General features: G+C 70.2%; 21 protein-coding genes and 1 riboswitch. Of the genes, 4 read left to right on the top strand and 17 right to left on the bottom strand.

What is annotated here, in order from left to right:
- Positions 1 to 97: 97 nt before the first annotated feature.
- The 7 genes from AB0I42_RS25205 to paaA all read right to left on the bottom strand — a co-directional run bounded on the left by AB0I42_RS25205 (position 98) and on the right by paaA (position 6,747).
- On the bottom strand, positions 98 to 1,225 hold the full coding sequence (locus AB0I42_RS25205; protein ID WP_357540671.1) for a cell wall anchor protein: 1,128 nt from the start codon (positions 1,223 to 1,225) through the stop codon (positions 98 to 100).
- A gap of 315 nt (positions 1,226 to 1,540) precedes the next feature.
- A complete protein-coding gene (gene mqnC / locus AB0I42_RS25200) occupies positions 1,541 to 2,728 on the bottom strand; it encodes a cyclic dehypoxanthinyl futalosine synthase (protein WP_357540669.1) in 1,188 nt (395 codons plus the stop codon).
- A gap of 105 nt (positions 2,729 to 2,833) precedes the next feature.
- Positions 2,834 to 3,937, bottom strand: a complete 1,104-nt coding sequence (gene paaE, locus AB0I42_RS25195; RefSeq protein WP_357540667.1) for a 1,2-phenylacetyl-CoA epoxidase subunit PaaE — start codon at positions 3,935 to 3,937, stop codon at positions 2,834 to 2,836.
- 87 nt (positions 3,938 to 4,024) lie between these two features.
- Entirely contained in the window at positions 4,025 to 4,561 is a 537-nt protein-coding gene (gene paaD, locus AB0I42_RS25190) for a 1,2-phenylacetyl-CoA epoxidase subunit PaaD (RefSeq protein WP_357540665.1), read from the bottom strand.
- A complete protein-coding gene (gene paaC, locus AB0I42_RS25185; RefSeq protein ID WP_357540663.1) occupies positions 4,558 to 5,283 on the bottom strand; it encodes a 1,2-phenylacetyl-CoA epoxidase subunit PaaC in 726 nt (241 codons plus the stop codon). The genes paaD and paaC overlap by 4 nt, the downstream gene beginning before the upstream one ends.
- The gene (gene paaB / locus AB0I42_RS25180) at positions 5,280 to 5,579 is read right to left on the bottom strand and encodes a 1,2-phenylacetyl-CoA epoxidase subunit PaaB (protein ID WP_357540661.1); all 300 of its coding nucleotides are present in this window, start codon (positions 5,577 to 5,579) and stop codon (positions 5,280 to 5,282) included. The genes paaC and paaB overlap by 4 nt, the downstream gene beginning before the upstream one ends.
- Positions 5,580 to 5,649: 70 nt before the next feature.
- Positions 5,650 to 6,747, bottom strand: coding sequence for a 1,2-phenylacetyl-CoA epoxidase subunit PaaA (gene paaA / locus AB0I42_RS25175; protein ID WP_357540659.1), 1,098 nt, complete (start codon positions 6,745 to 6,747; stop codon positions 5,650 to 5,652).
- 393 nt (positions 6,748 to 7,140) lie between these two features.
- Here paaA and AB0I42_RS25170 point away from each other — a divergent pair, with 393 nt between their 5' ends.
- Together AB0I42_RS25170 and AB0I42_RS25165 are read left to right on the top strand one after the other, a co-directional pair.
- A complete protein-coding gene (locus AB0I42_RS25170; RefSeq protein WP_357540657.1) occupies positions 7,141 to 8,094 on the top strand; it encodes a serine hydrolase in 954 nt (317 codons plus the stop codon).
- A gap of 117 nt (positions 8,095 to 8,211) precedes the next feature.
- On the top strand, positions 8,212 to 9,039 hold the full coding sequence (locus AB0I42_RS25165; RefSeq protein ID WP_357540715.1) for a serine hydrolase: 828 nt from the start codon (positions 8,212 to 8,214) through the stop codon (positions 9,037 to 9,039).
- A gap of 39 nt (positions 9,040 to 9,078) precedes the next feature.
- Here AB0I42_RS25165 and AB0I42_RS25160 read toward each other — a convergent pair whose 3' ends face one another.
- The 5 genes from AB0I42_RS25160 to AB0I42_RS25140 form a co-directional block, all read right to left on the bottom strand.
- The gene (locus AB0I42_RS25160) at positions 9,079 to 9,927 is read right to left on the bottom strand and encodes a menaquinone biosynthesis protein (RefSeq protein ID WP_357540655.1); all 849 of its coding nucleotides are present in this window, start codon (positions 9,925 to 9,927) and stop codon (positions 9,079 to 9,081) included.
- Positions 9,920 to 11,278, bottom strand: coding sequence for an MFS transporter (locus tag AB0I42_RS25155; protein ID WP_357540653.1), 1,359 nt, complete (start codon positions 11,276 to 11,278; stop codon positions 9,920 to 9,922). Before AB0I42_RS25155 ends, AB0I42_RS25160 begins: the two co-directional genes overlap by 8 nt.
- Positions 11,279 to 11,320: 42 nt before the next feature.
- On the bottom strand, positions 11,321 to 11,899 hold the full coding sequence (locus tag AB0I42_RS25150) for a helix-turn-helix domain-containing protein (RefSeq protein WP_357540651.1): 579 nt from the start codon (positions 11,897 to 11,899) through the stop codon (positions 11,321 to 11,323).
- Positions 11,900 to 11,978: 79 nt separating this feature from the next.
- Positions 11,979 to 13,364: a DUF234 domain-containing protein gene (locus AB0I42_RS25145; RefSeq protein WP_357540649.1), complete on the bottom strand. Its 1,386-nt coding sequence runs from the start codon at positions 13,362 to 13,364 to the stop codon at positions 11,979 to 11,981.
- 117 nt (positions 13,365 to 13,481) lie between these two features.
- Positions 13,482 to 15,551, bottom strand: coding sequence for an AAA family ATPase (locus AB0I42_RS25140; RefSeq protein ID WP_357540647.1), 2,070 nt, complete (start codon positions 15,549 to 15,551; stop codon positions 13,482 to 13,484).
- Between the two features lie 273 nt (positions 15,552 to 15,824).
- Here AB0I42_RS25140 and AB0I42_RS25135 point away from each other — a divergent pair, with 273 nt between their 5' ends.
- Together AB0I42_RS25135 and AB0I42_RS25130 are read left to right on the top strand one after the other, a co-directional pair.
- A complete protein-coding gene (locus tag AB0I42_RS25135; protein ID WP_357540645.1) occupies positions 15,825 to 16,145 on the top strand; it encodes a helix-turn-helix transcriptional regulator in 321 nt (106 codons plus the stop codon).
- Positions 16,146 to 16,282: 137 nt separating this feature from the next.
- Positions 16,283 to 17,509: a serine hydrolase domain-containing protein gene (locus tag AB0I42_RS25130; RefSeq protein ID WP_357540643.1), complete on the top strand. Its 1,227-nt coding sequence runs from the start codon at positions 16,283 to 16,285 to the stop codon at positions 17,507 to 17,509.
- A gap of 60 nt (positions 17,510 to 17,569) precedes the next feature.
- Here the strand turns inward: AB0I42_RS25130 and AB0I42_RS25125 are convergent, their stop codons facing one another.
- The 5 genes from AB0I42_RS25125 to AB0I42_RS25105 form a co-directional block, all read right to left on the bottom strand.
- The gene (locus tag AB0I42_RS25125; protein ID WP_357540713.1) at positions 17,570 to 18,412 is read right to left on the bottom strand and encodes an ABC transporter ATP-binding protein; all 843 of its coding nucleotides are present in this window, start codon (positions 18,410 to 18,412) and stop codon (positions 17,570 to 17,572) included.
- A gap of 44 nt (positions 18,413 to 18,456) precedes the next feature.
- On the bottom strand, positions 18,457 to 19,635 hold the full coding sequence (locus tag AB0I42_RS25120) for an iron ABC transporter permease (protein ID WP_357540641.1): 1,179 nt from the start codon (positions 19,633 to 19,635) through the stop codon (positions 18,457 to 18,459).
- On the bottom strand, positions 19,632 to 20,567 hold the full coding sequence (locus AB0I42_RS25115; RefSeq protein WP_357540639.1) for an ABC transporter substrate-binding protein: 936 nt from the start codon (positions 20,565 to 20,567) through the stop codon (positions 19,632 to 19,634). Before AB0I42_RS25115 ends, AB0I42_RS25120 begins: the two co-directional genes overlap by 4 nt.
- 109 nt (positions 20,568 to 20,676) lie before the next feature.
- A riboswitch (cobalamin riboswitch) is annotated at positions 20,677 to 20,737 on the bottom strand.
- A 207-nt stretch (positions 20,738 to 20,944) separates the two neighbouring features.
- Complete coding sequence (locus AB0I42_RS25110) at positions 20,945 to 21,457, bottom strand: ricin-type beta-trefoil lectin domain protein (RefSeq protein ID WP_357540637.1); 513 nt, start codon at positions 21,455 to 21,457, stop codon at positions 20,945 to 20,947.
- Positions 21,458 to 21,833: 376 nt separating this feature from the next.
- Entirely contained in the window at positions 21,834 to 23,696 is a 1,863-nt protein-coding gene (locus tag AB0I42_RS25105) for a M14 family zinc carboxypeptidase (protein WP_357540635.1), read from the bottom strand.
- Positions 23,697 to 23,880 lie beyond the last annotated feature (184 nt).

Genomic DNA, 23,880 nt, shown 5'->3' with positions numbered 1-23,880 from the left:
CGGGGCGTTACCAGGGAGGGGGAGGTGGAGAGTCAACAGCCACGGGCGAGGTGGTTGCCCACCCCGCCCGTGACGCCCTGCTATCTATGTACGACCGTCAGGCGGTCGGCTTCTCGTCGCCGGGGGTCACCAGGACCACGCGGCGACGGCGGGAGATCAGGAACATCGCGCCACCGGCGGCGACCACGGCCAGGCCGATGCCGCTCAGGAGGCCGGCCTGCACACCGGTCACCGGCAGCCCGCCACCGCCGCCGTTACCGTCGGCGGCCTTGACGAACACGGTGAACTCGTCGGTGTTGTCGGACTCGTCGACGTCGCCGCCACGGATGCCCTCGACGCCCTGCGGAAGTTCCACCGCCGGCGGGGCCTGACGCAGCATCGGCCGCTCGGGCATCTGGTAGCCCTCGACGGTCGAGACGCCGCCGGTCAGGTTGACACCGGCCTCGGCGTCGTCGGCGACCTTCACCGGCAGGGCGAAGGTGTACGCGGAGAAGGCGTCGTCCTCGGTGGACTCGTCCTCGTCGACCGGGATCAGCGGCAGGTTGTCCCAGTCGCAGACCGCCTTGTCGCCGCTGAACTCGCAGCCGACGAAGTCGTCCGGGAACTGCTCGACGATGTTGCTGTCGAAGGTGGCGTTGTCGGGCAGGGTGGTGGTCACCTTGAAGCCCGCAACCGGCTGGTCGCCCTGGTTGCCGACCTCGATCAACAGCGCACCGGTCTCGCCCGGCGAGAGCGAACCGGTGGTGCCGTCCTCGTTGACCGGTACGTCGTCGGCCCAGACGTAGAGATCGGGGCCGTTCCCCCCGATGGTCACCGGCGCGGTGACGGTGTTGTTCTTCAGGTTGGGGTCGGTGGTCTCGGTCTCGACCGAGATGGTGATCGAGCCCACCGACTCCGCCGACTCGGTGTTCTTGCGGACCAGGGCGACCGGGACGTCGAAGTCCTCGCCCGGCTTCAACTCGTCCGGGGTGATGCCACAGATGAGCTGGTTGTTCACCGGCTCGTTGCAGCCGCCACCGAAGTGCACGACGTCGACGAGGTTGGTGTCGAGGTCGGAGAAGTCGACCGTGATGGTCAGACCGGTGGCGGTGGTCGTCTTGCTGTTGTTGATCAGCGACGCGAACGCGGCCTTGCCGGACGCGCCGGCGGCGATGGTGGTGCCACTGAGCTTGACCTCGACGTCGGCCGTGTCGTCAGCGAAGGCGGGCGTGGCGAAGGCGCCCACCGCGACGAGGCCGAAAGCGCCTGCACCGACTCGCGCGAGAGCGCGGTTTCGGAAGATCATGTTGGGGTGCCCCCATGGCGGTAGGGAAGATACGACCGGGGACGTTAGTGGTCACCGTCGGCCGGCGCTACCCCGTGATCCAGTGGCCATGACCAGGGCATCTAAGACAGACTTAAAAGAATGTCCAAATTGATGACTATTGCCACGAGAGATCCGCCGGCGATTCACCAGGGCAGCTCGAATGATCTACCGAATCGCCGGCCAACTACCACCCGAATGGCCGATCTCGAATATGACCGAGAGATCATTCTCCCATTACTGAACGTCAACCAAAGGCAGCGTCTTCACACCGCCGCCGGGCAACGCGATCGACGAGAAATGCGACACGACGCGCTCGTCCGACGGATCGTCGGCCGGCGTACGGTGCACCGCGAGGTGGTTGTAGAGAGTGTCCCGCTGGGCCGGGACACGACCGGCCGACCGGATCATCCAGATCAGCTCGTGCAGGTTCGACCGGTGCCGGGCACCCGCCGACGAGATGACGTTCTCCTCCAGCATGATCGAACCGAGGTCGTCGACACCCATGTGGAGGGCGAGCTGGCCGACGTCCTTGCCGGTGGTCAGCCACGACGCCTGCAGGTGCGGCACGGTCTCGAAGAAGAGGCGGGCCACCGCGATCAGCCGCAGGTATTCCAGGGTGGTCGCCTGGGTGCGGCCCTTGAGGTGGTTGTTCTCCGGTTGGTAGGTCCACGGGATGAAGGCCCGGAAACCCTTCGTACGGTCCTGCACGTCGCGGATCATCCGCAGGTGCTCGATCCGCTCGGCGTTGGTCTCACCGGTGCCCATCATCATCGTCGCGGTCGACTCGACACCCAGCGTGTGCGCCAACTCCATCACCTCGAGCCAGCGGGCGCCGGACTCCTTCAGCGGCGCGATCGCCTTACGGGGCCGGTCGGGCAGCATCTCGGCGCCGGCACCGGCGATCGAGTCGAGGCCCGCCGCCTTGATCCGGGTGATCGCCTCCTCCAGCGACACCCCCGACACCCTCGCCATGTGCAGGATCTCGCTCGGCCCGATCGAGTGGATCGCCAACTGCGGGTAGGCGGTCTTGACCGAGGAGAACAGCTCCTCGTAGTACTCCACGCCGTAGTCCGGGTGGTGGCCGCCCTGGAGCATCACCTGCGTCGCGCCCAGCTCGACGGCCTCGGCGCAGCGGCGCAGGATCTCCTCGGTCGGGTGGGTCCAGCCCTCGGCATGCTTCGGTGCCCGGTAGAAGGCACAGAACTTGCACGCCGTCACGCAGACGTTCGTGTAGTTGATGTTGCGGTCGATCAGGTAGGTGACGATGTTGTCCGGGTAGCGGCGCCGGCGCACCGCGTCGGCCGCCTCACCGAGCGCGTGGAACGGCGCGTCGGTGTAGAGCAGCAACGCCTCCTCGGGCGTGATCCGCCCACCGTCGGCGCCGCGCTGCAGGATGCTCTCGATCTCCCGGCTCTCAGTCACAGGTCCGAGCCTACGTCGGCACCGCCCCCCACCGGCATCCAGCGCCCGCCGATGTGACCCGTGCTCCCCCGGCCCGGGCCGCCCGACCACCGGACGGCCGGCCGGTCAGGCGTCGTAGTCGACGACGAGGCGGTCGGTCATAGGACTCGACTGGCAGGTGAGAACGTAACCGGCGGCAACCTCGTCGGGCTCCAGCGCGTAGTTGCGCGCCATCGACACCTCGCCCTCGACGACCTTCGCCCGGCAGGTCGAGCAGACCCCGCCCTTGCAGGCGTACGGCAGCTCGCCCCGGACCCGCAGCGCGGCGTCGAGGACCCGTTCGTCGGCCCCCATCCGCAGGCTCGACGCCCGCCCGTCGAGCACGATCGTCACCTCGGTGCCCCCCTCGGTGCCGGCCGGCCGGGCCGGTGGCGCCGGCACCTCGTCGACGTGGAACAACTCCGAGTGCACCGACCGCGCCGGCACCCCCCGCCCGGCCAGCACCGTCGTGGCCCCGGTGACCAGACCGTACGGTCCGCACAGGAACCACTCGTCGATCCGCTCGACCGGCACGACCGAGTCGAGCAGCCGGTTCAGCCGGTCGTCGTCGATCCGACCGGACAGCAGCGGCGACTCACCGGGCTCACGGGACAGCACGTGCACCAGGTGCAGCCGGGCCGGATACCGGTCCTTCAGGTCGGCCAGTTCCTCGGCGAACATCACGGTCCGGGCGTGCCGGTTGCCGTACACCAGGGTGAACCGGCTGCCGGGCTCGACCGCCAGGGCGGTCGCGACCAGGGACAGGACCGGGGTGATGCCGGAACCGGCGGCAACCGCGCCGTAGTGCCGGGCCCGGCCCGGATCGAAGTCGGTGGTGAAATGCCCGAGCGGCGGCATCACGTCGATGGTGTCACCGGCCCGCAGCGCGCGGCTGGCAAAGCTGGAGAACGCACCCCCCGGGATCTCCTTGACCCCGATCCGCAGCCGGCCGTGGTCGGCCAGGTCGGCGGGCGTAGAGCAGATCGAGTACGACCGCCGCACGTCGGCACCGTCCTCGACCCGGCGTACGGTCAGGTGCTGGCCGGCCCGGAAGGCGAAGAGCGGGCGCAGCTCCGGCGGCACCTCGAAGGTGATCGCCACCGCCTCGTCGGTGAGCCGGTCGACGGCCCCGACGGGCAGCGGATGGAAGGTCGGCCGGCGCCGCGCCGGCCGCGAGATCGTCACGCTCACGCCGTCACCTCGCTCCGCTCGGCGCCGACGTGTCCACAACTGAGCCAACCGGTTCGCTCGCTCCGCTCGCTCACGCCGTCACCTCGCTCACAGCGCCTTCACCTGGTCGAAGGGTTCTCGGCAGGACCGGCACCGCCAGAGCGCCTTGCAGGCGGTGGAGCCGAACCGGCTGATCTGCTCGGTGTCGGGCGCACCGCAGTGCGGGCACCGTACGGCCAGCGGCACCGCGACCGGCCCCGCCGGCCGGGCCGGGCCGGGTGGGGCGATGCCGGCGGCGGCGAGCTTGGCCCGTCCCCCGGCGGTGATCCAGTCGGTGCTCCACGGCGGCGCGAAGACGGTCCGCACCTCACCGTCCGGGTGGCCGGCGGCGGCCATCGCCCGGCGGATGTCGGCGCGGATCACGTCCATGGCCGGGCAGCCGGTGTACGTCGGGGTGATGGTCACCGTGACCCGCCCGGTCGCCGGGTCGGTGCTGACATCACGCAGGATGCCGAGTTCGGCGATGGTGACCACCCGGATCTCCGGGTCGACGACCGCGGCGACGGCGGCCCGGACGTCCGGGCCGGCGCCCGCGTCAGGGGTGCCGGCGGCGGTGCGGCCGGTGGTGGCGGGTAGGGCGGTCACCAGCTCGCCCCCGGATGGGCGCGGTGCAGCACCTGCATCTCGGCCAGCAGGTAGGACAGGTGCTCGGTGTGCACACCGGTCCGCCCACCGGCCGGTCCCCAGCCGTCGGCCGGACGGCGCAACGTCGCCTCGGTCAGCACACCCTCGATCGTGGACAGCCAGGCGCCCCGCAGATCGGCCGGATCGACCGGGGCGGCCGGATCGGCGGCGAACAGCTCGTGCGTGTACGGCCACAGCTCGTCGACGGCCGCCTGGACCCGGCGGTGCGACTCCTCGGTGCCGTCCCCCAGCCGTACCGTCCACTGTGAACTGTGGTCGAGGTGGTAGGCCGACTCCTTGCGTGCCTTGGCGCCGATCGCGGCGAGCCGCTCGTCGTCGCCCTCGGCGAGTGCGGCGTACAGCGGCAGTTGCCAGGCCGACAGGAACAACAGCTTGACGATCGTGACCGCGAAGTCGGCGTCCGGTAGCTCGACCAGCAGGCAGTTGCGGAACTCCCGGTCGTCGCGCAGGAAGGCGAGCGCGTCCTCGTCGCGGCCCGCCCCCTCCAGTTCCCCGGCGTACGTCAGCAGCAGCCGGGCGCCACCGAGCTGGTCGAGGGCGATGTTGGCCAGCGCCACGTCCTCTTCCATCTCCGGGGCGGCGGCGTACCACTCACCGAGCCGCTGCGCCGCGATCAGCGCGTCGTCGGCGATGGCCAGCACGTGGTCGACGGAGGGCTTCACAGGTGGTCCACCCCGTCGGGTACGTCGTAGAAGGTGGGATGGCGGTAGACCTTGTCGGCGGCCGGGTCGAAGAAGGCGTCCTTCTCGTCGGGGCTGGACGCGGTGATGGTGCTCGCCGGCACCACCCAGATCGACACCCCCTCCTGCCGCCGGGTGTAGAGATCACGGGCGTTACGCAGGGCCATCGACGCGTCGGGCGCGTGCAGGCTGCCGACGTGGGTGTGCGACAGCCCGCGCCGGGCGCGCACGAAGACCTCCCACAACGGCCAACCGGTTCCCTCGCTCCGCTCGGTCATGCGTCCACCTCGCTCCGCTCGGCGACCGCACGACTGCGACCGAGCCAACCGATTCCCTCGCTCCGCTCGGTCATGCGGCCATCTCCCGTACCCGTTGGCGTTCGGCCTGTTTGGCGGCGTAGGCCGCCGCCGCGTCGCGGACCCAGGCCCCGTCGGCGTGCGCCCGGCGCCGGTGGGCGATCCGGTCCCGGTTGCACGGCCCGTCCCCCTTGATCACCCGCATCAGCTCGGCGTAGTCGGGCTGGGTGTAGTCGTGCGCCTGCCGTTCGGCGTTCCAGCGCAGGTCGGGATCGGGCAGGGTAAGGCCGAGTACGCCGGCCTGCTGCACGCACATGTCGACGAACCGCTGGCGCAGCTCGTCGTTGGAGAACCGCTTGATCTTCCAGGCCATGGACTGGGCGGTGTGTGGCGAGTCGGTGTCCGGCGGGCCGAACATCGCCAGCGAGGGATACCACCAGCGGTCGATGGCGTCCTGCGCCATCGCCTTCTGGGCGGGCGTGCCGTGCGCGAGTACGTGCAGGATCTCGAAGCCCTGCCGCTGGTGGAACGACTCTTCCTTGCAGATGCGGATCATGGCGCGGGCGTACGGCCCGTACGAGCAGCGGCACAGCGGCACCTGGTTGACGATGGCCGCGCCGTCGACGAGCCAGCCGATCGCCCCCACGTCCGCCCACGACAGGGTCGGGTAGTTGAAGATCGAGCTGTACTTCTGCCGGCCCTCGATCAGCATCTCGACCAGTTCGTCCCGGTTGATCCCGAGCGTCTCCGCGGCCGCGTAGAGGTAGAGCCCGTGCCCGGCCTCGTCCTGGACCTTGGCCAGCAGGATCGCCTTGCGCTTGAGGGAGGGGGCACGGCTGATCCAGTTGCCCTCCGGCTGCATCCCGATGATCTCGGAGTGGGCGTGCTGGGCGATCTGCCTGATCAGCGTCTTCCGGTAGGAGTCGGGCATCCAGTCCCGCGGCTCGATCTTCTGGTCGGCCGCGATCACCGAGGTGAAGTAGTCGTGCATGGTCGCCTCGTCGGCGCCCGCCGGGTCCGGAGCGTCGCCCCGGCCCGCGTGGAGGTCCCGCCGGGCGGCATCCCGTAGTGCCACCTCGGCCGCCTCGACCTCGCCGAGCAGTCCCGCTGTCGGCCCCTGGTCGGGGCCGGGAAAGTCGTTGCCGTACACCCAGCAAGTGTTACAGCTGCAACGACTTCGGGCAACGCGGTGTCACACGACCGAGACCCCGACCACCCTCGGTAGCGGATCGTGGACCACCCGTGACGCCGCGATCCACTGTGGAGGAATGAAGCGGATCACATCGGGACCAATTTTCTGGATCTCTTGCACCATAAGGGCTTAATACCGGCGCTCTTCATCAAGGCTTAAGAAACTCGGCCTCGGCCCTGCACAGGTAGCCGACGTAGGCTCACCAGGTCCCACCCCTCCGGCCTCGACCGCAGGTGCCGGCCCTACCACCCCCGGCAGGGCCCACTGCCAATCCGGCAACACCGGCGGCGATCACGGCCAGCAGCACAGCCGTACCGCAGCAACGGCCCCGACCCCTGGAGCCAACCCCTCATGCGCCCTCGCGTGGTTCTGTATCTCACCGCCGCCGCGCTGGTACTCGGCGGCGTACTACTGGTGCCCACCGCCTCCGCCCGGCTGGGCAGCTCGCCTGGCGCGGCAACCGACGCCGGCGCGACCCCGACGGCCGCGCCTCCGACGCCCACCCCACTGACCCTGGCCGCCGCGCCCGTCGACGTGGAAATCGACGGCTTCCTCTCGTGGGCCCTGCTCGACCGGACGACCGGCAACATCACCGGGTCGGACAACGTAACGGCGACCAACTCGGCCGAATCGATGATCAAGATCTGGTTCGCCGCCGACGTACTCCGGCTCGCGACCGAGAGCGGGACCGAACCGGACACGGTTCTGCTTGACGCCGCCAGCACCGCGATCCGGGACAGCGACGACCCGGCCACGAACATGCTCTACCGCCTGGCCGGCGGTGCGACCTCCCTCCGGCGCATGATCCAAATGTGCGGGTTGACCGAAACCCGGCCGGTGGTCCCACCCGACGCCACCATCGTCTGGTGGAGCTACACCGAGATCTCGGCCCGGGACGCCGTACGCCTCGGCGAGTGTGTCGCGGACGGCACCGCCGCCGGCCCGCGGTGGACCCAGTGGGTGCTCGACGAGATGGCCCAGGTGCGCGGCACGACCGCCAGGCAGGATCAGCTCCCCACCCGGGGCGGCGGGCGCTGGGGGATCATCGACGGCCTGCCCGACGAGATCGTCGAAACCGGCTCGGTCGGCATGAAGAACGGCTGGACGCTGATCCACGCCGACGGGCTGTGGCACCTCAACTGCCTCGCCACCGCCGACGAATGGGTGCTCGCCGTGCTCATGCGCTATCCCGGCGGGCACGGCCTCGACTACGGGGCGAACGTCTGCCGCAACGTCACCAGCCAGCTCGTGGTCCCGGCTCCGGGCGCGGCGCTCAAGATCCCACAACCACTCGTCGAGGGCTGACCGGTGCCGGCATCTTCCACATCGCCCGAAGCCACCACCGCACCCGGCGGCCCGACCCGCCCGCGCCGGCCGAAGTCCCCGTGGCGGGCCGTCGGTGTCGCGGCCGCGCTCCTCGGGGTGCTGGCGACCGGCCTGCTGCTCCTGCCCGACTCGCCGCTGCGCGCCGACGCCGCCCCGAGCTGGCACGGTCCCGGCAGCCCCGTCCCCACGTCGCCCGCAACCCCGTCCGCCAGCCCCGAACCGCCGCCACTGGACGTACGACCCACCGACGTCGTGATCGAGACGACCGGTTGGTGGTCGTGGTCGATGATCGACCAACGGACCGGAGCCGTGTACGGCTCGGAGAACATGACCGAGACCAGCACGACCGCCTCGATGATCAAGTCGTGGGTCGCGGCGGACTACCTGCGCCGGGCCGCCGAGAAGGGCGAGACACCGGGCGAAAGCCGGATGGCGCAACTGACGGCCATGATCCGCGACAGCGACAACGAGGCGACCCAGATCGTCTACGACGAGTTGGGGCGGGCCACCTCGATCAAGCGGTTGATCGAGATCTGCGGCCTGACCGACAGCGAACCGGCCGAGGACGGCGCGTGGAGCCGTACCCAGCTGTCGGCGCGGGACACCGCCCGCATGGGTGTCTGCATCACCGACGGCCGGGCCGCCGGCTCGAAGTGGACCAAGTGGCTGCTCAACGAGATGCGCCTGGTACGCGGCACCGGCGACTTCGGCATCCGGGCCGCGTTCCCCACCGAGATCCGCAAGACCATCGCGATCAAGAACGGCTGGGTCGACCGGCAGGCCGAAGAGGAATACCACGTGAACTGCCTGGCGATCGGCGACGGCTGGACGGCCGGGGTGCTGACCGCGTATCCCATCCAGCTCGGCCAGAGCCACGGCGCCAAGATCTGCAAGCAGGTCGGCGAGCAACTTCGGGCGGACTGACCCGGCGCCGGGTCAGCGACCCGGCGCCGGCCGACCGGCTCAGTTGGTGAAGAAGACCGGCCCCTCGTCGGGCAGTGCCGGCACGGCCCCCAGGGTGGCGGCCCGCCGGGCGAACTCCCGCAGCCCGGCCACCTGGCGGTCGCCGAGCGAGAAGTCCAGCGACCGGAAGTACGACGCCAGCGTCGCGGCGTCGTACGGCTCCCAGCGGGCGGCGGACTCGGCGACCTCGTCGAGTTCGGCGAGACACAGGTCGCGCGAGCGCAGGAACGCCTCGTGCACCTCCTTCACCAGGCCGGGATGGTCGGCGGCGAAGTCGCGCCGGACCGCCCAGACGGCGAAGACCATCGGCAGGCCGGTCCAGTCCCGCCACTCCTGCCCGAGGTCGGTGACGGTGAGGCCCTGCCGGGGCGCCTCGTAGAGGGCCCGCAGCGCCGCGTCGCCGATCAGCACACCGGCGTCGGCCTCCAGCAGCATCTGGGTCAGGTCCGGCGGGCAGGTGAAGTATTCGGGGTGGGCGCCGTACCGCTCTCCGATCAGCATCCGGGCGAGCATCACACCGGTCCGCGAGGTGGAGCCGAGGGCGACCTTCGCGCCGTCGAGGTCGGCGAGCGGGCGGGTCGAGACGACGTTGACCGACAGCACCGGCCCGTCGCTGCCGACCGCGAGATCGGGCAGCAGCACCAGGTCCTGCGCGTGGCGCAGGTATTCGACGACGGTGATCGGGCCGATGTCGAGGTCACCTTCGACCAGGGCGGCGCTGAGCCGTTCCGGGGTGTCCTTGTGCAGGTCGACGTCGATCAGGGCGCCGGACCGCATCAGCCCCCAGTAGATCGGCAGGCAGTTGAGGAACTGGATGTGCCCGACCCTGGGCCTCCGAAGATCACTCATGGTTGCCACCGTATCCGGCCGCGGTGGCCACCGGCCGGGCGACCGGCCCGGTTGTGGCGGACGGCGCAGCCTCGGCCCCCTCCCCGGCCGCCACCCGGTGGTCCGTAGGGGCGGCGTCGAGCCGCGCCGCCCGGGTCGCCCGGACGGTCGACGGCACCAGCGCGAGGACGACCGCGACCCCGGCCAGCCCGGCAGCGGCGAACAGCGGCCGGATCGGCACCTGCTCGACCAGTACGCCGCCGGCGAAGAACCCGAACATCCCGGCCGCCTGGATGGTGCCGCCGAAGGTGGCGAACGCCCGGCCCCGACTTTCGGCCGGTACCCGGTTGGCCATCGCGACCCCGCTGAAGACGTTCATGCCGCCGTTGAACAGACCCGCCAGCACCCAGAGCGGGATCAGCCACAGGGCCGTGGCGACCACCGCGGCGACCGGCAGCAGCAGGCACACCACACCGAGTTGGACCAGCACTCCCCACACCAGGAACCGGTCGTCGGCGGTGCGCCGGGCCAGCCGGGCGAACAGCCATGCGCCGACGAGCATGCCGGCCATCTCCACCGCCTCGATGATCCCGAAGACGGTCTCGGAGGCGCCGAGCGTCTCCCGTACCAGGAAGACGTGCGCGACGTTGATCGCGCCGACGGCGCCGACCACGGCGGCGATCGCGACCACCATCGCCCGCAGCAGCGGGTCGCGCCACAGCGACCAGGCTTTCGCCGGTCGCCCGCCGTCACCGTCGCCGGCGGTCGCCATCGCGGCACCACCCCGCCGGGTATGCAGCAGCAGCCCGGCCGCCACCAGGGCGAGGTAGCTGACCGCGTCGATCAGCAGCGGAACGGTGGCACCGAACTGGCCGACGAGCACGCCGGCCAGGGCGGGTCCCGCCATCATGCCGGTGGTGGCGGCCGTCTGGCTGATCGCGCCGGCCCGGGCCAGGTCCTCCTTGCGGACCATCGCCGGCACCAGCGCGGCGAGGGTCGGCTGGGTAACGGCGAGCCCGACGGAGAGCAGCGTGACCAGGGCGATCACCGCGACGGGATGGCTGACGAAGGCCAGTGCCGCGCAGGTCACCGCCTGACCGAGGCCGGCGACCACGAGCACCGTACGGCTGTCGACCCGGTCGGCGATCCGGCCGGCGACCGGGGCGAGCGCCGCCATCGGGATGGTCTTGGCCAGCAGCAGTGCGGCGACGGCGAACCCGCCCGCGCCGGAGCCCTGGAGGGCGAGCACGAGCGCGGTGGCGGCGAGGAAGTCACCGCAGGTCGAGACGCCCCGCGCCACGGCCGCGAGGTAGACGTCGGACCAGCGCGAGGGCGGTTCGGGGGCAGCCGCGCCCGCAGACGTGAAGGACATACTTCGAAAGTAATCCTTCACATCTGTCGAGGGCAAGCAGGTTCAGTCCATCGGCATCGTCACGTAGTGGACAACCACCCGCCGGCTGCCGGCCGGCGGATCGGCGTGCCGCTCGCGCCGCCGGTACGGCGCCAGCAACTCGAACACCTTCTCGTTGACCTCCCGCAACTCCTCGGCGGTAAGCAGCAGGACCGGGCCGGCGATCACCGCGGCCTCGTACCACTCCTTCGGCTCGTCGTGCGACCGCCGCACCCAGTCCCGCATCCGGCCGAGGTCTCGCTCGATGAAGACGTTCACCAGGGTCTGCTCGGCCGCCTGCGCCTCCGCGTCGTGGCCCGCGTCGACCGACCAACCCCGCATCGTCGCCCGCCACACCCGTTCCCGGGCGTCGCCCCGGCTCGGCGCGTGCTCCACCAGCCCGAACTTCGCCAGCTCACGCAGGTGGTAGCTGGTGGCGCTCGGCGACAGGCCGACCAGCTCGGCGACCTCGGTGGCGGTCACGTCCGACCCGGTGCTGCTCAGGTGCTCCATGATCTCCAGGCGGGCCGGATGCGCCAGCGCCCGCATCACCTTGGGATCACTGATCGTCAGCCGGCGCTGCTCGTCGTCACCGTCGCTCATCGTGAAATGATCCCGCGCCCACCCCGGACGCCGCGACCGAGGCCACGACGAACCGAACGGTCCGGTCGGGCCACCGCCCTCAGCCGGTCCCCAAGATGTCGGCGGGAGTGAAGGTACGTACTTCGGGATGTGCGGCAAGACTCTCGTCCGCACTGCCCCGCGCCCAGAACGCGAAGATCAGTCCTGCCTGCCCCGGCGACGGCAGATGCGCCGCCCGCCGCCGGAGATCAGCAAGATCTCGCTGCGTCAACGGTTTGGTCTGCCAGCGGCATTCACCGACCAAAGCCGGCTGATCCCCGGTGAGTCCGAGTACGTCGATTTCAACGGTTTCGTCTTTCCACCACCGGCCGATGATGGTATCGCCGGGCAGTGTTCCGTTGGCCACCAAACGCTGAGCATGTTCGCGCGCCGCCGACTCGAAAACCCGGGCGACGTGCGTCTGCCAGCGCCCCCACGTACGTTGCCGAACGGCGGCTCCCTGGCCGCCGTCGATCAGATCGGCGTCGTCCCGCAGTACGGCGAACCAGTAGGCGAGGTAGTCATCGGCGATCTCATAGAGTGGATCGGTCGAGCCACTGGTGCCGAGCGCCCGGATCACCTGGACGTATCCCGCACGGCGCAAGCGGTCCAGGGTGTAGTCGATGCGCTGCTGCGCGCGGCCAGCGATCCTTGACCGCCGCCGAGCACCGCCAGCCATGGCCGTGAGAACCCGTTCGTAACCACCTCGCCAGTCAAGATCCTCAGAGAGGATGTCCGGCGCGTCACGGAGAAGAAGCCCACCCGGTGTGAAAGCCATCTCCTGAAGATTCTCCTCGGTGGACCGTTCCGCCGACCATCGCATGAGATGCAGCGGATAGCCGCCACAGGCGGCATATGCCTGGAGGAAATCTGCCGGGGACAGGTCCGGCTGGAATGCCCGTGCGTCGAGCACGGGAAAGGGATCCATTCGACGCTCGACGCCAGCTCGACGGTGCAGGCCGCCCTGAGGGCCCAGCATCTGCTCCATCAGCGCCACCGCTGAACCCGACAGCACCAGCATCAACCGTTGGTCCCGGACGTGATTCTCCCAGACAGCGGAAACGGTGTCGGCGAAGTCGGCATGCCCTCCGGTGAGCCGAGGCGCTTCGTCGAGGACGATCAACAGCGGCTCGATACGGGCCAACCCCGCGAGGAATCGCAACGCCGCTTCCCAACTGGGGAAGGTCGACGGTGCCAGATCCGCCACCTCGCCGCCGAGTTGCTCGCGTACGGCCTCGGCGAACCGGCGAAGTTGCCGTTCGTCGGCGTCCTGTCGGGTCGCCGTGAAATAGACGGAGCGCTTGCCCTGCGCGAAATGGGTCAGGAGGTAGGTCTTGCCGACCCGGCGGCGCCCCCAGACCACCGCCAACTGGGGTTTACCAGCTTTGGCACGGTCCCAAGCTGCCGCCAGCTCCGCCAACTCGGCACGTCGACCCACGATCTGCACCGACCCAACGTACTACAAACTGTTTGTAGTACAAGCCGCTTGTAGTACAAACAGTTTGTAGTACGTCGGCTGCGTGATACGCGGCCTCGGGGTCGCATGTCCTGGGTCGGGCTCGGCCTAGCCGGTCAGCACGGCCGGCAGCGGCTCGGTGTGCAGCACACTCAGCCGGGAGACGGCCCGGGTCAGGCAGACGTAGAGCCGGTGCAGGCCGCGCGGCTCGGCGGCCACGATCGCGGCCGGTTCGGCGACGACGACATGGTCGTACTCCAGGCCCTTCGCCAGCGTCGCGGGCACCACCGTGACCGCGCCGTCTTCCGGGTCGTCCAGGTCGGCGGTCTTCAGCCCGGCCGCGTCCAGCGCCGCCCGCAGCGCCGGGATCTGCCGGTCGGCCGCGATCAGGCCCACCGAACCCGGGTACGCGGTCGCGGCCCGCACCTCGGCGACGACGGCAGCCGGCAGGTCGGCCACGGCGCGTACAGCCAACTCGCCGTCCCGGCGCAGCGACACCGCCGGCGGCACGTCGACCTCCAGGGCCGGCAACAGCCGGTTGGCCAGCGCGACCACCGCCTCCGGCACCCGGAACCCGGTCGTCAGCGGAATGACCGCGGCCGCGGGCTTGCCGAGGTGTCGCAGCGACTCGGCCCAGTCGGCGGCGGCCCACGGCGCGGTGCCCTGGGCCAGGTCGCCGAGCAGGGTGATCGAGCCGTGCGAGGTACGCCGGGCGATGGCCCGGCAGTGCATCGGGGAAAGGTCCTGCGCCTCGTCGAGCACGATGTGGCTGACGCTCGACTGGCGTTCGAGCAGCCCGGCAGCCTCGTCGAGGAGCACCAGGTCAGCCGTGCTCCACTTCGCGCCGCGGACCGTACGCGGCGGCTTCGGCCAGACCAGCGCGGCCCGCTCCTCGGCGGTGAGCACCCCGTCGGCCGCCCCGGCGAGCAACTGTGGATCGGTGAGCAGGTCGAAGACCAGCGTCTCCGGGGTCACCGCCGGCCAGCAGGCGTCGAGGAACTCCACCACCGGCCGGGCCTTGCCCATCCGGCGCTGCCAGGACTCCGGCGGCGACTCACCGCTGCGCGACTCGGCCTGCCGTTGCAGGAGCGCCACCGTACGGGCCCGGACCCGCTCCCGGCCCAGCGTGTACGGCAACTCCTCCCGCCGTACGTCGTCGACGAGCCGGCGCAGCACCCCCTCGTCGATCCGCCACCGGTAGGCGCCGTCGGAGATCTGGATCGGACCGGCCGGGCGGGCCAGCCGCGCCCACAGCGCCCGGTGCAGCACGGTCGCCATCCGCGGATCGTGCTTGACCACCTCGGTCTCCACCGGGTCGGTGCCGCGTACCGGCACCCGGGCGATCAGGTCGTCGATCGTCGACTGCTTCACCTCCAGCTCGCCGAGCGCCGGCAGGACGGCGGCGATGTAGCCGAGGAACGCCTGGTTCGGCCCCACGATCAGCACACCGGACTTGCGCAGCCGTTCGCGGTGCAGATACAGCAGGTACGCCGCCCGGTGCAGCCCCACGGCGGTCTTCCCGGTGCCCGGCGCCCCCTGCACGCAGATCGACGTGTCGAGGTCGGCCCGGACGAGTTCGTCCTGCTCCGGCTGGATGGTGGCGACGATGTCACGCATCGGGCCGACGCGCGGCCGCTCGATCTCCTCGATCAGGATGCGGCTCGTGGTACCCAGTTCCTCGCCCCGGTCCAGCCGCTCGTCCTCGAAGCTGGTCAACTCGCCACCGGCGAACCCGAACCGGCGCCGGACCCGTACGCCCTGCGGCTCGCGGGCACTGGCCCGGTAGAACGCCCGGCTGACCGGCGCCCGCCAGTCGAGTACGAGAGGTTCGCCGAACGCGTCGGTGACGTGCCGGCGCCCGATGTGGAACCGGCCGGTCGTGGCCGCGTCTTCCGGGGCGAGGTCCGGCCGGTCCCCGGAGCCGGCATCCGGACGCCGCTCCGGGGCGAAGTCCAGGCGGCCGAAGAACAGCGGGGTGTTCGGGTCGTCGGCGAGTTCGGCGACCCGCCGGGCCAGGGCGATGCCGAGCGTCTCGGCGGCGAACGGGTCCCCGGCGATCGACGCGCCACTGGCGTAAAGCTGCTCGGCCCGCAGCCGCATCGCGTGCAACGCGGTGCGGGACGTGGCCAGGTGGGTCCGCTCGTCGGCGAGCTGACTGTCGAGATCGGTGGACGGCATGCGGCTCGGCACCTCCCGGGTCGATGTCTTGACCTGGGCCGCCCGGCCCCCCGCGCCAGCGGTACCGGCAGTGCCCGGCGCGGCGACGCCACGCACGAGCGAACCACTCTACGACCTGGTTCGCGTCCTGGTTAGTCCTTTTCAACAACATGGCCAGCCACCGATCGGTTGCCTGGAGCAAAGCGGCCCGGGCGAAGGACGACCGCTCGTCGACAGCGTCACCACGTCACCTCTACGCCACATACTTGAAGGAGCGGGAGAAGGAGATCGACTATGAGCGGCGTTAAGCGGTGGCGGGACAGCGGTCACCTTGAGCGGGCGGTCGAGACCGCCGGCGGGCAGAGGGCCTTCGATGCGGCGGTCGGCGAGATGCTTGACCAGGCTCGCGGCTGGCGACTCGCCGAGTTGCGGAAACACCGCGGGATGACCCAGGAGCAGGTTGCTTCTCGCATGGGAGTCTCTGTCGCACGGGTGTCGCAGATCGAGGCCGGAAACGTCTCCACCCAGGAAGTGCTGGGTCGCTACATCGCCGCACTCGGTGGCACGCTCAAGCTGATCGCCGATTTCGGCGACGAGCAACTCAAGGTCGCCTGACCTAGGGCCTCGCCGGTCGGAACCGAGCGTTCTCCCACCTGGGGAGGACCGAATGATCGATAGCTGGTAGGAGCCGCGCCGCCCCGGGTAACGGAAAGATGGATGATGTCGGATCCGTCGTCCACTGGGGAGGGCATGTGGGAAATCCGTACCGGAAGATCTTCGCCGCGGCATGCGCGGCGACCCTGAGTGTGGTGCTCGTCGCCACCGGCTCGCCGGCCGTGGCCGCGCCGGCCGACGACCTGCAGGCCGGGCTTAACAGGATCACCGCGGCCGGCATGGTCGGCACGTTCGCGGAGGTCCGGGACGGCAACGGCCGCTGGTCGCGGGCCAGCGGGATCGCCGACATCGACACCAACCGCAAGATCCGCCCCACCTACCAGCACCGGGTGGGCAGCATCACCAAGACGTTCACCGCCGTCGCGCTGCTCCAACTCGTCGGTGAGAGCCGGCTCGACCTCGACGCGCCGGTCGGCCGTTACCTGCCCGACCTCGGGCGCGAGGGCGTCACCGTACGGATGCTGCTCAACCACACCAGCGGCATCGGCAACTACACCAACGCCATCTTCGCCACGCCCGAGCAGCTTCTGGCGGCCCAAAGCAAGACCTTCCAGCCCCGTGAGCTGGCCCGCGTCGGCCTGGACATGCCGGCGACGAACGCACCGGGCGAGCGCTACAGCTACTCGAACACCAACTACATCCTCGCCGGGCTGATCCTGGAAAAGATCACCAGGCTGCCGGCGGCGCTGGAGATCAGCCGTCGGGTGATCTGGCCGACCGGGCTGTGGCAGACGTACTTCCCGGGCCGGACGCCACGCATCCTGCTGCCGCACGCGAAGGCGTACGTCCCGTGGACCGAGACCGAACTGCGGGACTTCAGCGTCTTCAACATGTCGTGGGGCTGGATGGCCGGTGAGCTGGTCTCCACGACCAGCGACCTGAACAAGTTCTACCGGGCTCTGCTCACCGGCAAGTTGCTGCGTCCGGCGGAACTCGCCGAGATGCAGAAGACGGTTCCGTTCATCCCGGAGTTCCCCGAGGCGGGTGGCTACGGCCTGGGCCTCTACAGCAACGCGCTGCCGTGCGGCACGGTGTGGGGTCACGACGGGCAGGTGTTCGGCCACAACGCGATCTCACTGCACTCCCCCGACGGGACCAGGCAGTTCACGTTGATGCAGAACATGACGCACTACCAACTGCCCGGCCAGCCGGATCCGATCTCGCAGGCACTGGTGGAAACGCTGCTCACCGCCCTGTGTGGCGCCGACTCCGCCGGCCCGGCCACGCTCCGGTCGGAACAGCCGGTACGGCTGTTCACCCCGGCGATGGACGCGGCACCGAAGCTCACGCCGGCAACAAACTGACCGTTCGCCGCCGGAATCCGGGGGTGTCCGCCGTGGCGGGCACCCCCGGTTCTCGTCGATCTAGGTCTTGTCGTGGCTCAGGCCGACCGAAATGCCGGAAGCATCCCCTTGATCGGCGCCCGCGCCGCCACCCGCGCGTGCCGCGAACCGCGGTCGGACCGGTACGACCAGGGGACCGTGGTCGCCGGGGATGACCCGTACCCGGGCCCGGTAGTGGGTGGCGAGCAACTCCTCGGTGAGCACGTCCTGCGGTGGACCGGCCGCGACGACCCGGCCGTCGGCGAGCAGCACCATCCGGTCGGCGTACTCGCCGGCCAGCGACAGGTCGTGCATGGTGGCGAGCACGGTGAGACCGTGGTCGCGGCGAAGCTGGTCGACGAGTTCGAGCACCTCCTGCTGGTGCCCGATGTCGAGCGCGCTGGTCGGTTCGTCGAGCAGCAGCAGGGTGGCCCCCTGGGCCAGCGCCCGGGCCAGGAAGACCCGCTGGCGCTCACCGCCGGACAGGGTGGCGAGCTGCCGGTCGGCGAACCGGTCGAGATCAAGTTGCCCGAGTACGTCCCGGACCGCCGCCAGGTCGGCGGCCGACTCCCGCCCGAGCGGCGCGATGTACGGCGTACGGCCGAGCAGCGTGTAGTCGAAGACGGTCATGCCCGGCGGTACGGCCGGCATCTGCACCACGGTCGCGACGATCCGGGCCCGGTCCCGGCGGCGGAGCGCGCCGGCCGGCGTACCGAAGAGGGAGATGGCGCCGGTGGCGGGCAGCAGGCCGCCGACGGCGCGCAGCAGGGTCGACTTGCCGGCCCCGTTGGGGCCGATGACGGTGACCCATTCGCCGGCGTGGACGGTGAGGTCGACGTGGTCGACGATCCGGTTTCCGGAGAGGTCGACGCAGAGCCCGGCCACCTCGACGGCGGCCGGTCCCGGCGATGGTGCCGGCGCTCCCGCCGTCACACCGACACCCGCTTGGCACGGCGCAGGACGAGCACGAAGAACGGCGCGCCGAAGAACGCGGTGACCACCCCGATCGGGATCTCGGCGGGGGCGGCGGCGGTACGGGCCACCAGGTCGGTCAGCGCGAGGAAGGCGCCGCCGAAGAGCATCGACAGCGGCAGGATGGTCCGGTAGCTGGTGCCGGCGAGCAGCCGTACGGCGTGCGGGACGATGATCCCGACGAAGCCGATCAGGCCGGAGACCGAGACGGCGGCGGCGGTGCCCAGCGAGGCGGCGGCGAGCAGCAGGTAGCGGGAGCGCTGCGGGTGCAGGCCGAGGCTGGCGGCCTCCTCGTCACCGACCGACAGTACGTCGAGTTCGCGCCGGTGCAGGAGCACGATCGCCGCGGTGACGGCGGCGTACGGCAGCACGATGAGGACGTCGTGCCAGCCGGCGGTGGCGACCCGGCCGAGCAGCCAGGAGTAGACCTCGCGGATGTTGTCGACGTTCTGCTGGAGCAGGTAGGTCTGGCCGGCGGCGAGGAACGCGGAGACGGCGACGCCGGCGAGGATCAGGGTGGCCGGGCTACGGTCGCGGCCGCCCGCGACGCCGAGCAGGTAGGTGAGCAGGACCGCGCCGACGGCGCCGACGAAGGCGGCGAGCGGCACGGTGACCGGCAGGCCGGCGGTGGCGTCGCCGGCGGTGGCGGGGCGCAGCGCGATGACGGCGGTGACGGCGAGGCCGGCGCCGGCCGCGACGCCCAGCAGGTGCGGGTCGGCCAGCGGGTTGCGGAACACAGCCTGGTAGCAGCCGCCGGCGAGGGCGAGCATGCCGCCGACGAGCAGGCCGAGGACGACCCGGGGCAGCCGGAGTTCGGTGACGATGGCGGCTTCCCGGGCGGTCAGTCCACTGTCGATGTCGACACCCGGAATGAGGTTGAGCAGTTCGGCGGCGACGCTCAGCGGGGGCAGGCTGATCGGCCCGAAGGCGAGGCCGGCGACGGCGGCGACCAGCACGGCGCCGAACCCGGCGATCAGCCAGCCCGGACGCAGCCGCGCCGGCCGCGGGCCGGATGCCGGGGAGCCGGGCCGGGCCACACCCGATGCCCGGTCGGGGCCGGTCGGCCCCATCCGAATGGACTTCGCCCGGCCCGCGGTCGCGGGCCGGGCGGAATCCGCCGGAGGGCGCAACGTCACGCGGGGACCTTGCTGACCGCGTCGACGATGGCGCGTACGAGGTCGACGACGCGCGGGCCCCAGCGGGATGCGATGTCGTCGTCGAGGGCGACGATCTGGTTGTTCTTGACCGCGGTCAGGTCGGCCCAGCCGGGCCGCGCCTTGACCGTCTCGGCCGACTGCTGGCAGCACTTGACGTCGGCGAGGAAGACGAAGTCGGGGTCGGCGCTGAAGAGCGCTTCGAGGCCGAGCTGCGGGTAGCCGCCGTTGGCGCCGTCCGGGTCGGCCGGGTCGGCGACGTTGTCCAGACCGACGAGGCCGAACAGCGAGCCGATGAAGGTCTTGCTGGTCACCGTGTAGTAGGTCGGGTCGAGTTCGTAGTAGTAGGTCAGCTTCTCCGACCGCTGCGGTACGTCCTTGACCAGCTTGGCGATCTCGTCGGCGATCCGGGTGGCCAGGTCGTCGGCGGCGTCCGGGTGTCCGGTGAGCGTGCCGAGTTCGCGGATCTGCCGGTACGTGTCGTCGAGGGTGGTCGCGGCCGCCGCGACGTACACCGGAATCTGGAGCCGGGTGAGCTGGTCCACGATCTTGTTGGTGTCGTTGGAGAGCACCACCAGGTCGGGTGCCTCGGCGGCGATCGCCTCGGCGTTGGGGTTGAACCCGGACAGTTCGCTCTTGGGCACGTCGGGCGGGTAGTTCGAGTTGTCGTCGACGGCGGTCACCTGCGACCCGGCGCCGATCCCGTAGAGCATCTCGGTGGCCGAGGGCGACAGCGAGACGATCTTCTCCGGCCGCTGGTCGAGGGTGACGGTGCCGACGGTGACCGGGTAGGTGGCGCTTTCGCTCGGCTGGCCGGCGGGCTCGTCGGCACCGGAGCCGCCGGCGCAGGCGCCGAGGGTCACGGCGACCGCGGCGGCGAACGCCGTGGCCAACATCCGGGTACGTCTGGACATCGTTCCTCCTGTCGGTCGAGGTTGTGTTGCATCGCCGACAGGGTTCGTTGGGCGCCCCGCCCGCGAGGCACCCTTCCTCGAGAGCGCGGTTCGCGACCGGCGCAGGCGACCTGGCTCGTCCCCGCGTAGGGGGCATCACAGTTGCGGGACAGCGCCGGAATCACACCGGCTTCGCTGCGGACGGTCGCTAGCACGGTAGCGCAAACCCCTTGACCCGCCCCAGAACCGTGTCCAGCAACTCACCGTCGCAGCAACCACTCAGGAACCGGCCCCGATCAGGATGACCGGCCGACAACGGAGCGCGGCCGGGCCGCCGACGAGCGGGTGATGCCGGGGCATCACCCGCTCGTCGGCCGTCACCGGAGGACGCCGCAGTATCAGTAGAGGTACCAGTCGTGGTAGATCACACCGCTGCACGGCGTCGTATACACAGCATTGTTGAAATTCGCGCTCAAGCAGCGACCAGTTCCCGCATTGATGACGTTCCACCCCGATCCGACCCACCCGTGGTAGATCACACCGCTGCACGGCGTCGTATACACAGCATTGTTGAAATTCGCACTCAGGCAGCGACCGGTTCCCGCGTTGATCAGCTCATTCGAGGAACTGAGATACCACTCGTGGTAGATAACGCCGCTGCACGGCGTCGTATACACAGAATTATTGAAGTTGGCACTCAGGCAATTACCAGTTCCCGCGTTGACGAGAATGTAGCTCGCGGCTGCCGCCGACGCACGTTCGCCATCAGGTCCCGCCGCAACGCTTTCCAACTTGTCACCCGCTGGAGCCGAGGCAGCGGCCTGGCTCGCGGCCGGGACCGCCAGCAGGGCCGCCGCCAGGACAGCCACCCCCAGCACGCGAAGAACTCGCTCCACAATTGTTAATCTCACGTTCACTCCCCCGTTTCCCGCGAATACCGTCGATGCCGCAAAGGCACCGGTCGGCCGCCTTTTGCCCTTTGTGCACCCGACTTCATCCACCCTATGAGATCTACATCTATCAACACAAGGTCGCAATTGCAGAATCTCCGAAAGCCTCTTTCACCAACTGGGTCGGTCATCAGGAAAGTCGGTTCGGTCGACGGCCGGCGCTTCCCACCGAAACGACCCGGCCGGCGCGGCGAAGGTGACGCAGGCGCTACGGCTGACGGTGGAGGGTGACGCGAACAAGCGAAGGGCGTTCGCCCGGGCGAAGTACGCCCGCGCGAACGCCCCCAGGGGCTGGCCCGGCGCGGGCAAAGAGCGCCCGCGCCAGGCCACCTGCCGATCAGGAACTCACAACGGTCACATTGTCGACGGCCGCCTCGACGAGGCTGGCTCCGGAGGCGTCGGCGGCCTGGACCAGGATCCGCACCGACTGTCCGGCGTACGGGGTCAGGTTGAGGTTGGCCGCCGTCCAGGTGCCGTTGCGGTTGCTGGCCGCCCCGTTGACGTTGAGGAGCTGGGTGGTGCCGCCGTTGTGCACGACGCTGATCCGGAAGTAGTCGGCCGACGACGAGTTGGAGCCGTGCGCCAGGTACCAGTTGAGCCGCAGGCTCAGCGTCCCGCTGGCGGGCAGCGTGATCGCCGGGGACCGGGCGCTGGTCACCCCGCCGTCGATGTCGTAGTCCCCGGCGGCGGTGCCGGCGAGCCGTCCGGTGACCAGGTCGTTGGTGCCGGCGAACGGGGCGAGCTGCTTGGCGCCGGAGGAGTTGGTCGGCTGGGCCGTACCGCGTTCCCACTGCCCGGAGGTGGCGGTGTCGGTGCCGTCCGGGTTGATGGTCCAGCCGGTCGCGGTCTCGAAGGTGTCGGACCAGACCGTGGTGCCGCCGCCTCCGCCGCAGTACTGGTCCTGCTTGCCGGTGGCCCGGTACGGGCAGTCGGCGTACTCGGCGAGGATCAGCACCGCTTCCCGGTTGCGGGAGGTCTGGGCGGGGATGACCTCGTCGGGCGGGTAGAAGCCGCCACCGCCGGCCGAGCCGGGGTACATCTCGAAGGTGTACGCCCAGATGCCGTGCTGTCCCCACATCCAGTCGATGCTGTCGCCGTCGGTGATGTAGAGGTCGGACGACTGTTCGGGGGTGTAGCCGTTGGTGGCCGCCATCTGCTGGCCGATGGTCTGGAAGACGGCCTGCTGGTCGGCGTTGAGGCCGGGTGCGGTGTTGGCGGTGGTGTAGCCGAACGGCCAGAGGACGAGTTCCGAGTAGGTGTGGAAGTCGATGTTGGCCTTGAGCTGCTGGACGCCGCCGACGACCCGGCTGTTGACGAAGTTGCGCAGGGCCGCGGTCTCGGGCGCGGAGAACGCGGACGGGCCGCGGTAGGTGTCCGACGACGTGGAGCCGGACGAGCCACCGCAGCAGCCCCAGTTGTAGCCCCAGTTGCGGTTGAGGTCGGTGCCGACGTACGAGGATCCGCTGTTGGGTTGGCGGTTCTTGCGCCACGAGCGGTAGGAGCCGGTGGCGATGTCGTACTCGCTGCCGTCGGGGTTGACGGTCGGGACGATCCAGATCTCCCGGCTGTTGACGATGTTGGTGATCCGCGAGTCGGTGCCGTAGTTGTCGGTGAAGAGGTTGAGCAGGTAGATCGCCATCTCGACGGTCAGGTGCTCGCGGGCGTGCTGCTGGGAGTTGAAGAGGATCTCCGGCTCGTTCTCGTCGGTGGCGACGTTGTCGGAGATCTTGATCACCGGCAGGTCCCGGCCCTCGTACGAGGTACCGATGCTGCTCTTGCGGGCGATGGTCGGATGGTCGGCGACCACCTTGTTCACGACGGCGATGAGTTCGGCGTAGTCGTGGTAGTTGGAGTCGGCCGGCGGGAAGGCGTCGGTGCTGGCCCCGGTGCCCCGCGCGGGTGGTGCCGGTACGGCTTCGAGCTTGAAGCCGAGGGCGGCGATGGCCTCGGCCTCGGCGGGGATGGCCGACACGTGGAGCCGGCCGTGCTCGACGTAGTCGATCGAGGCGCCGGTACGCGCGACCGCGTTGCGGTCGGCGAGGTCGTGCGGGCCGGTGACCCGGTATTCGGTGGTGCCGCCGGCGGCGGCATCGGGTCGGGGATCGGCCGACACCGGGCTGACCACCGCGAACAGGCCGACCGCGAGGGCGGTGGCGAGGGTGGTGGCCCGCCGGGTCGATCCGGGGGTGCGCAACGGCATACAAACCTCCAGAGAGTGCGGAGGATCCCGCTTGTCGATGCATCACTGCACCACCCTGCACATGGTCATATCAACATGACTCACTCTCTGTTCCATGTCAGAGTGATCGTCACGCCGGCAAAGACTTTCCAACCGTTGGGGTCTGGCGAAAAATCTCTCCAAGCGGGATAGTGGCGGGCAGATA

Origin of the sequence: Polymorphospora sp. NPDC050346, assembly GCF_040655695.1 — a bacterium.
In the GTDB taxonomy this organism is placed as follows: domain Bacteria; phylum Actinomycetota; class Actinomycetes; order Mycobacteriales; family Micromonosporaceae; genus Polymorphospora; species Polymorphospora lycopeni.
Note: the sequence above shows the minus strand (reverse complement) of the source record. Positions and strands in the feature narration are given on the sequence as shown.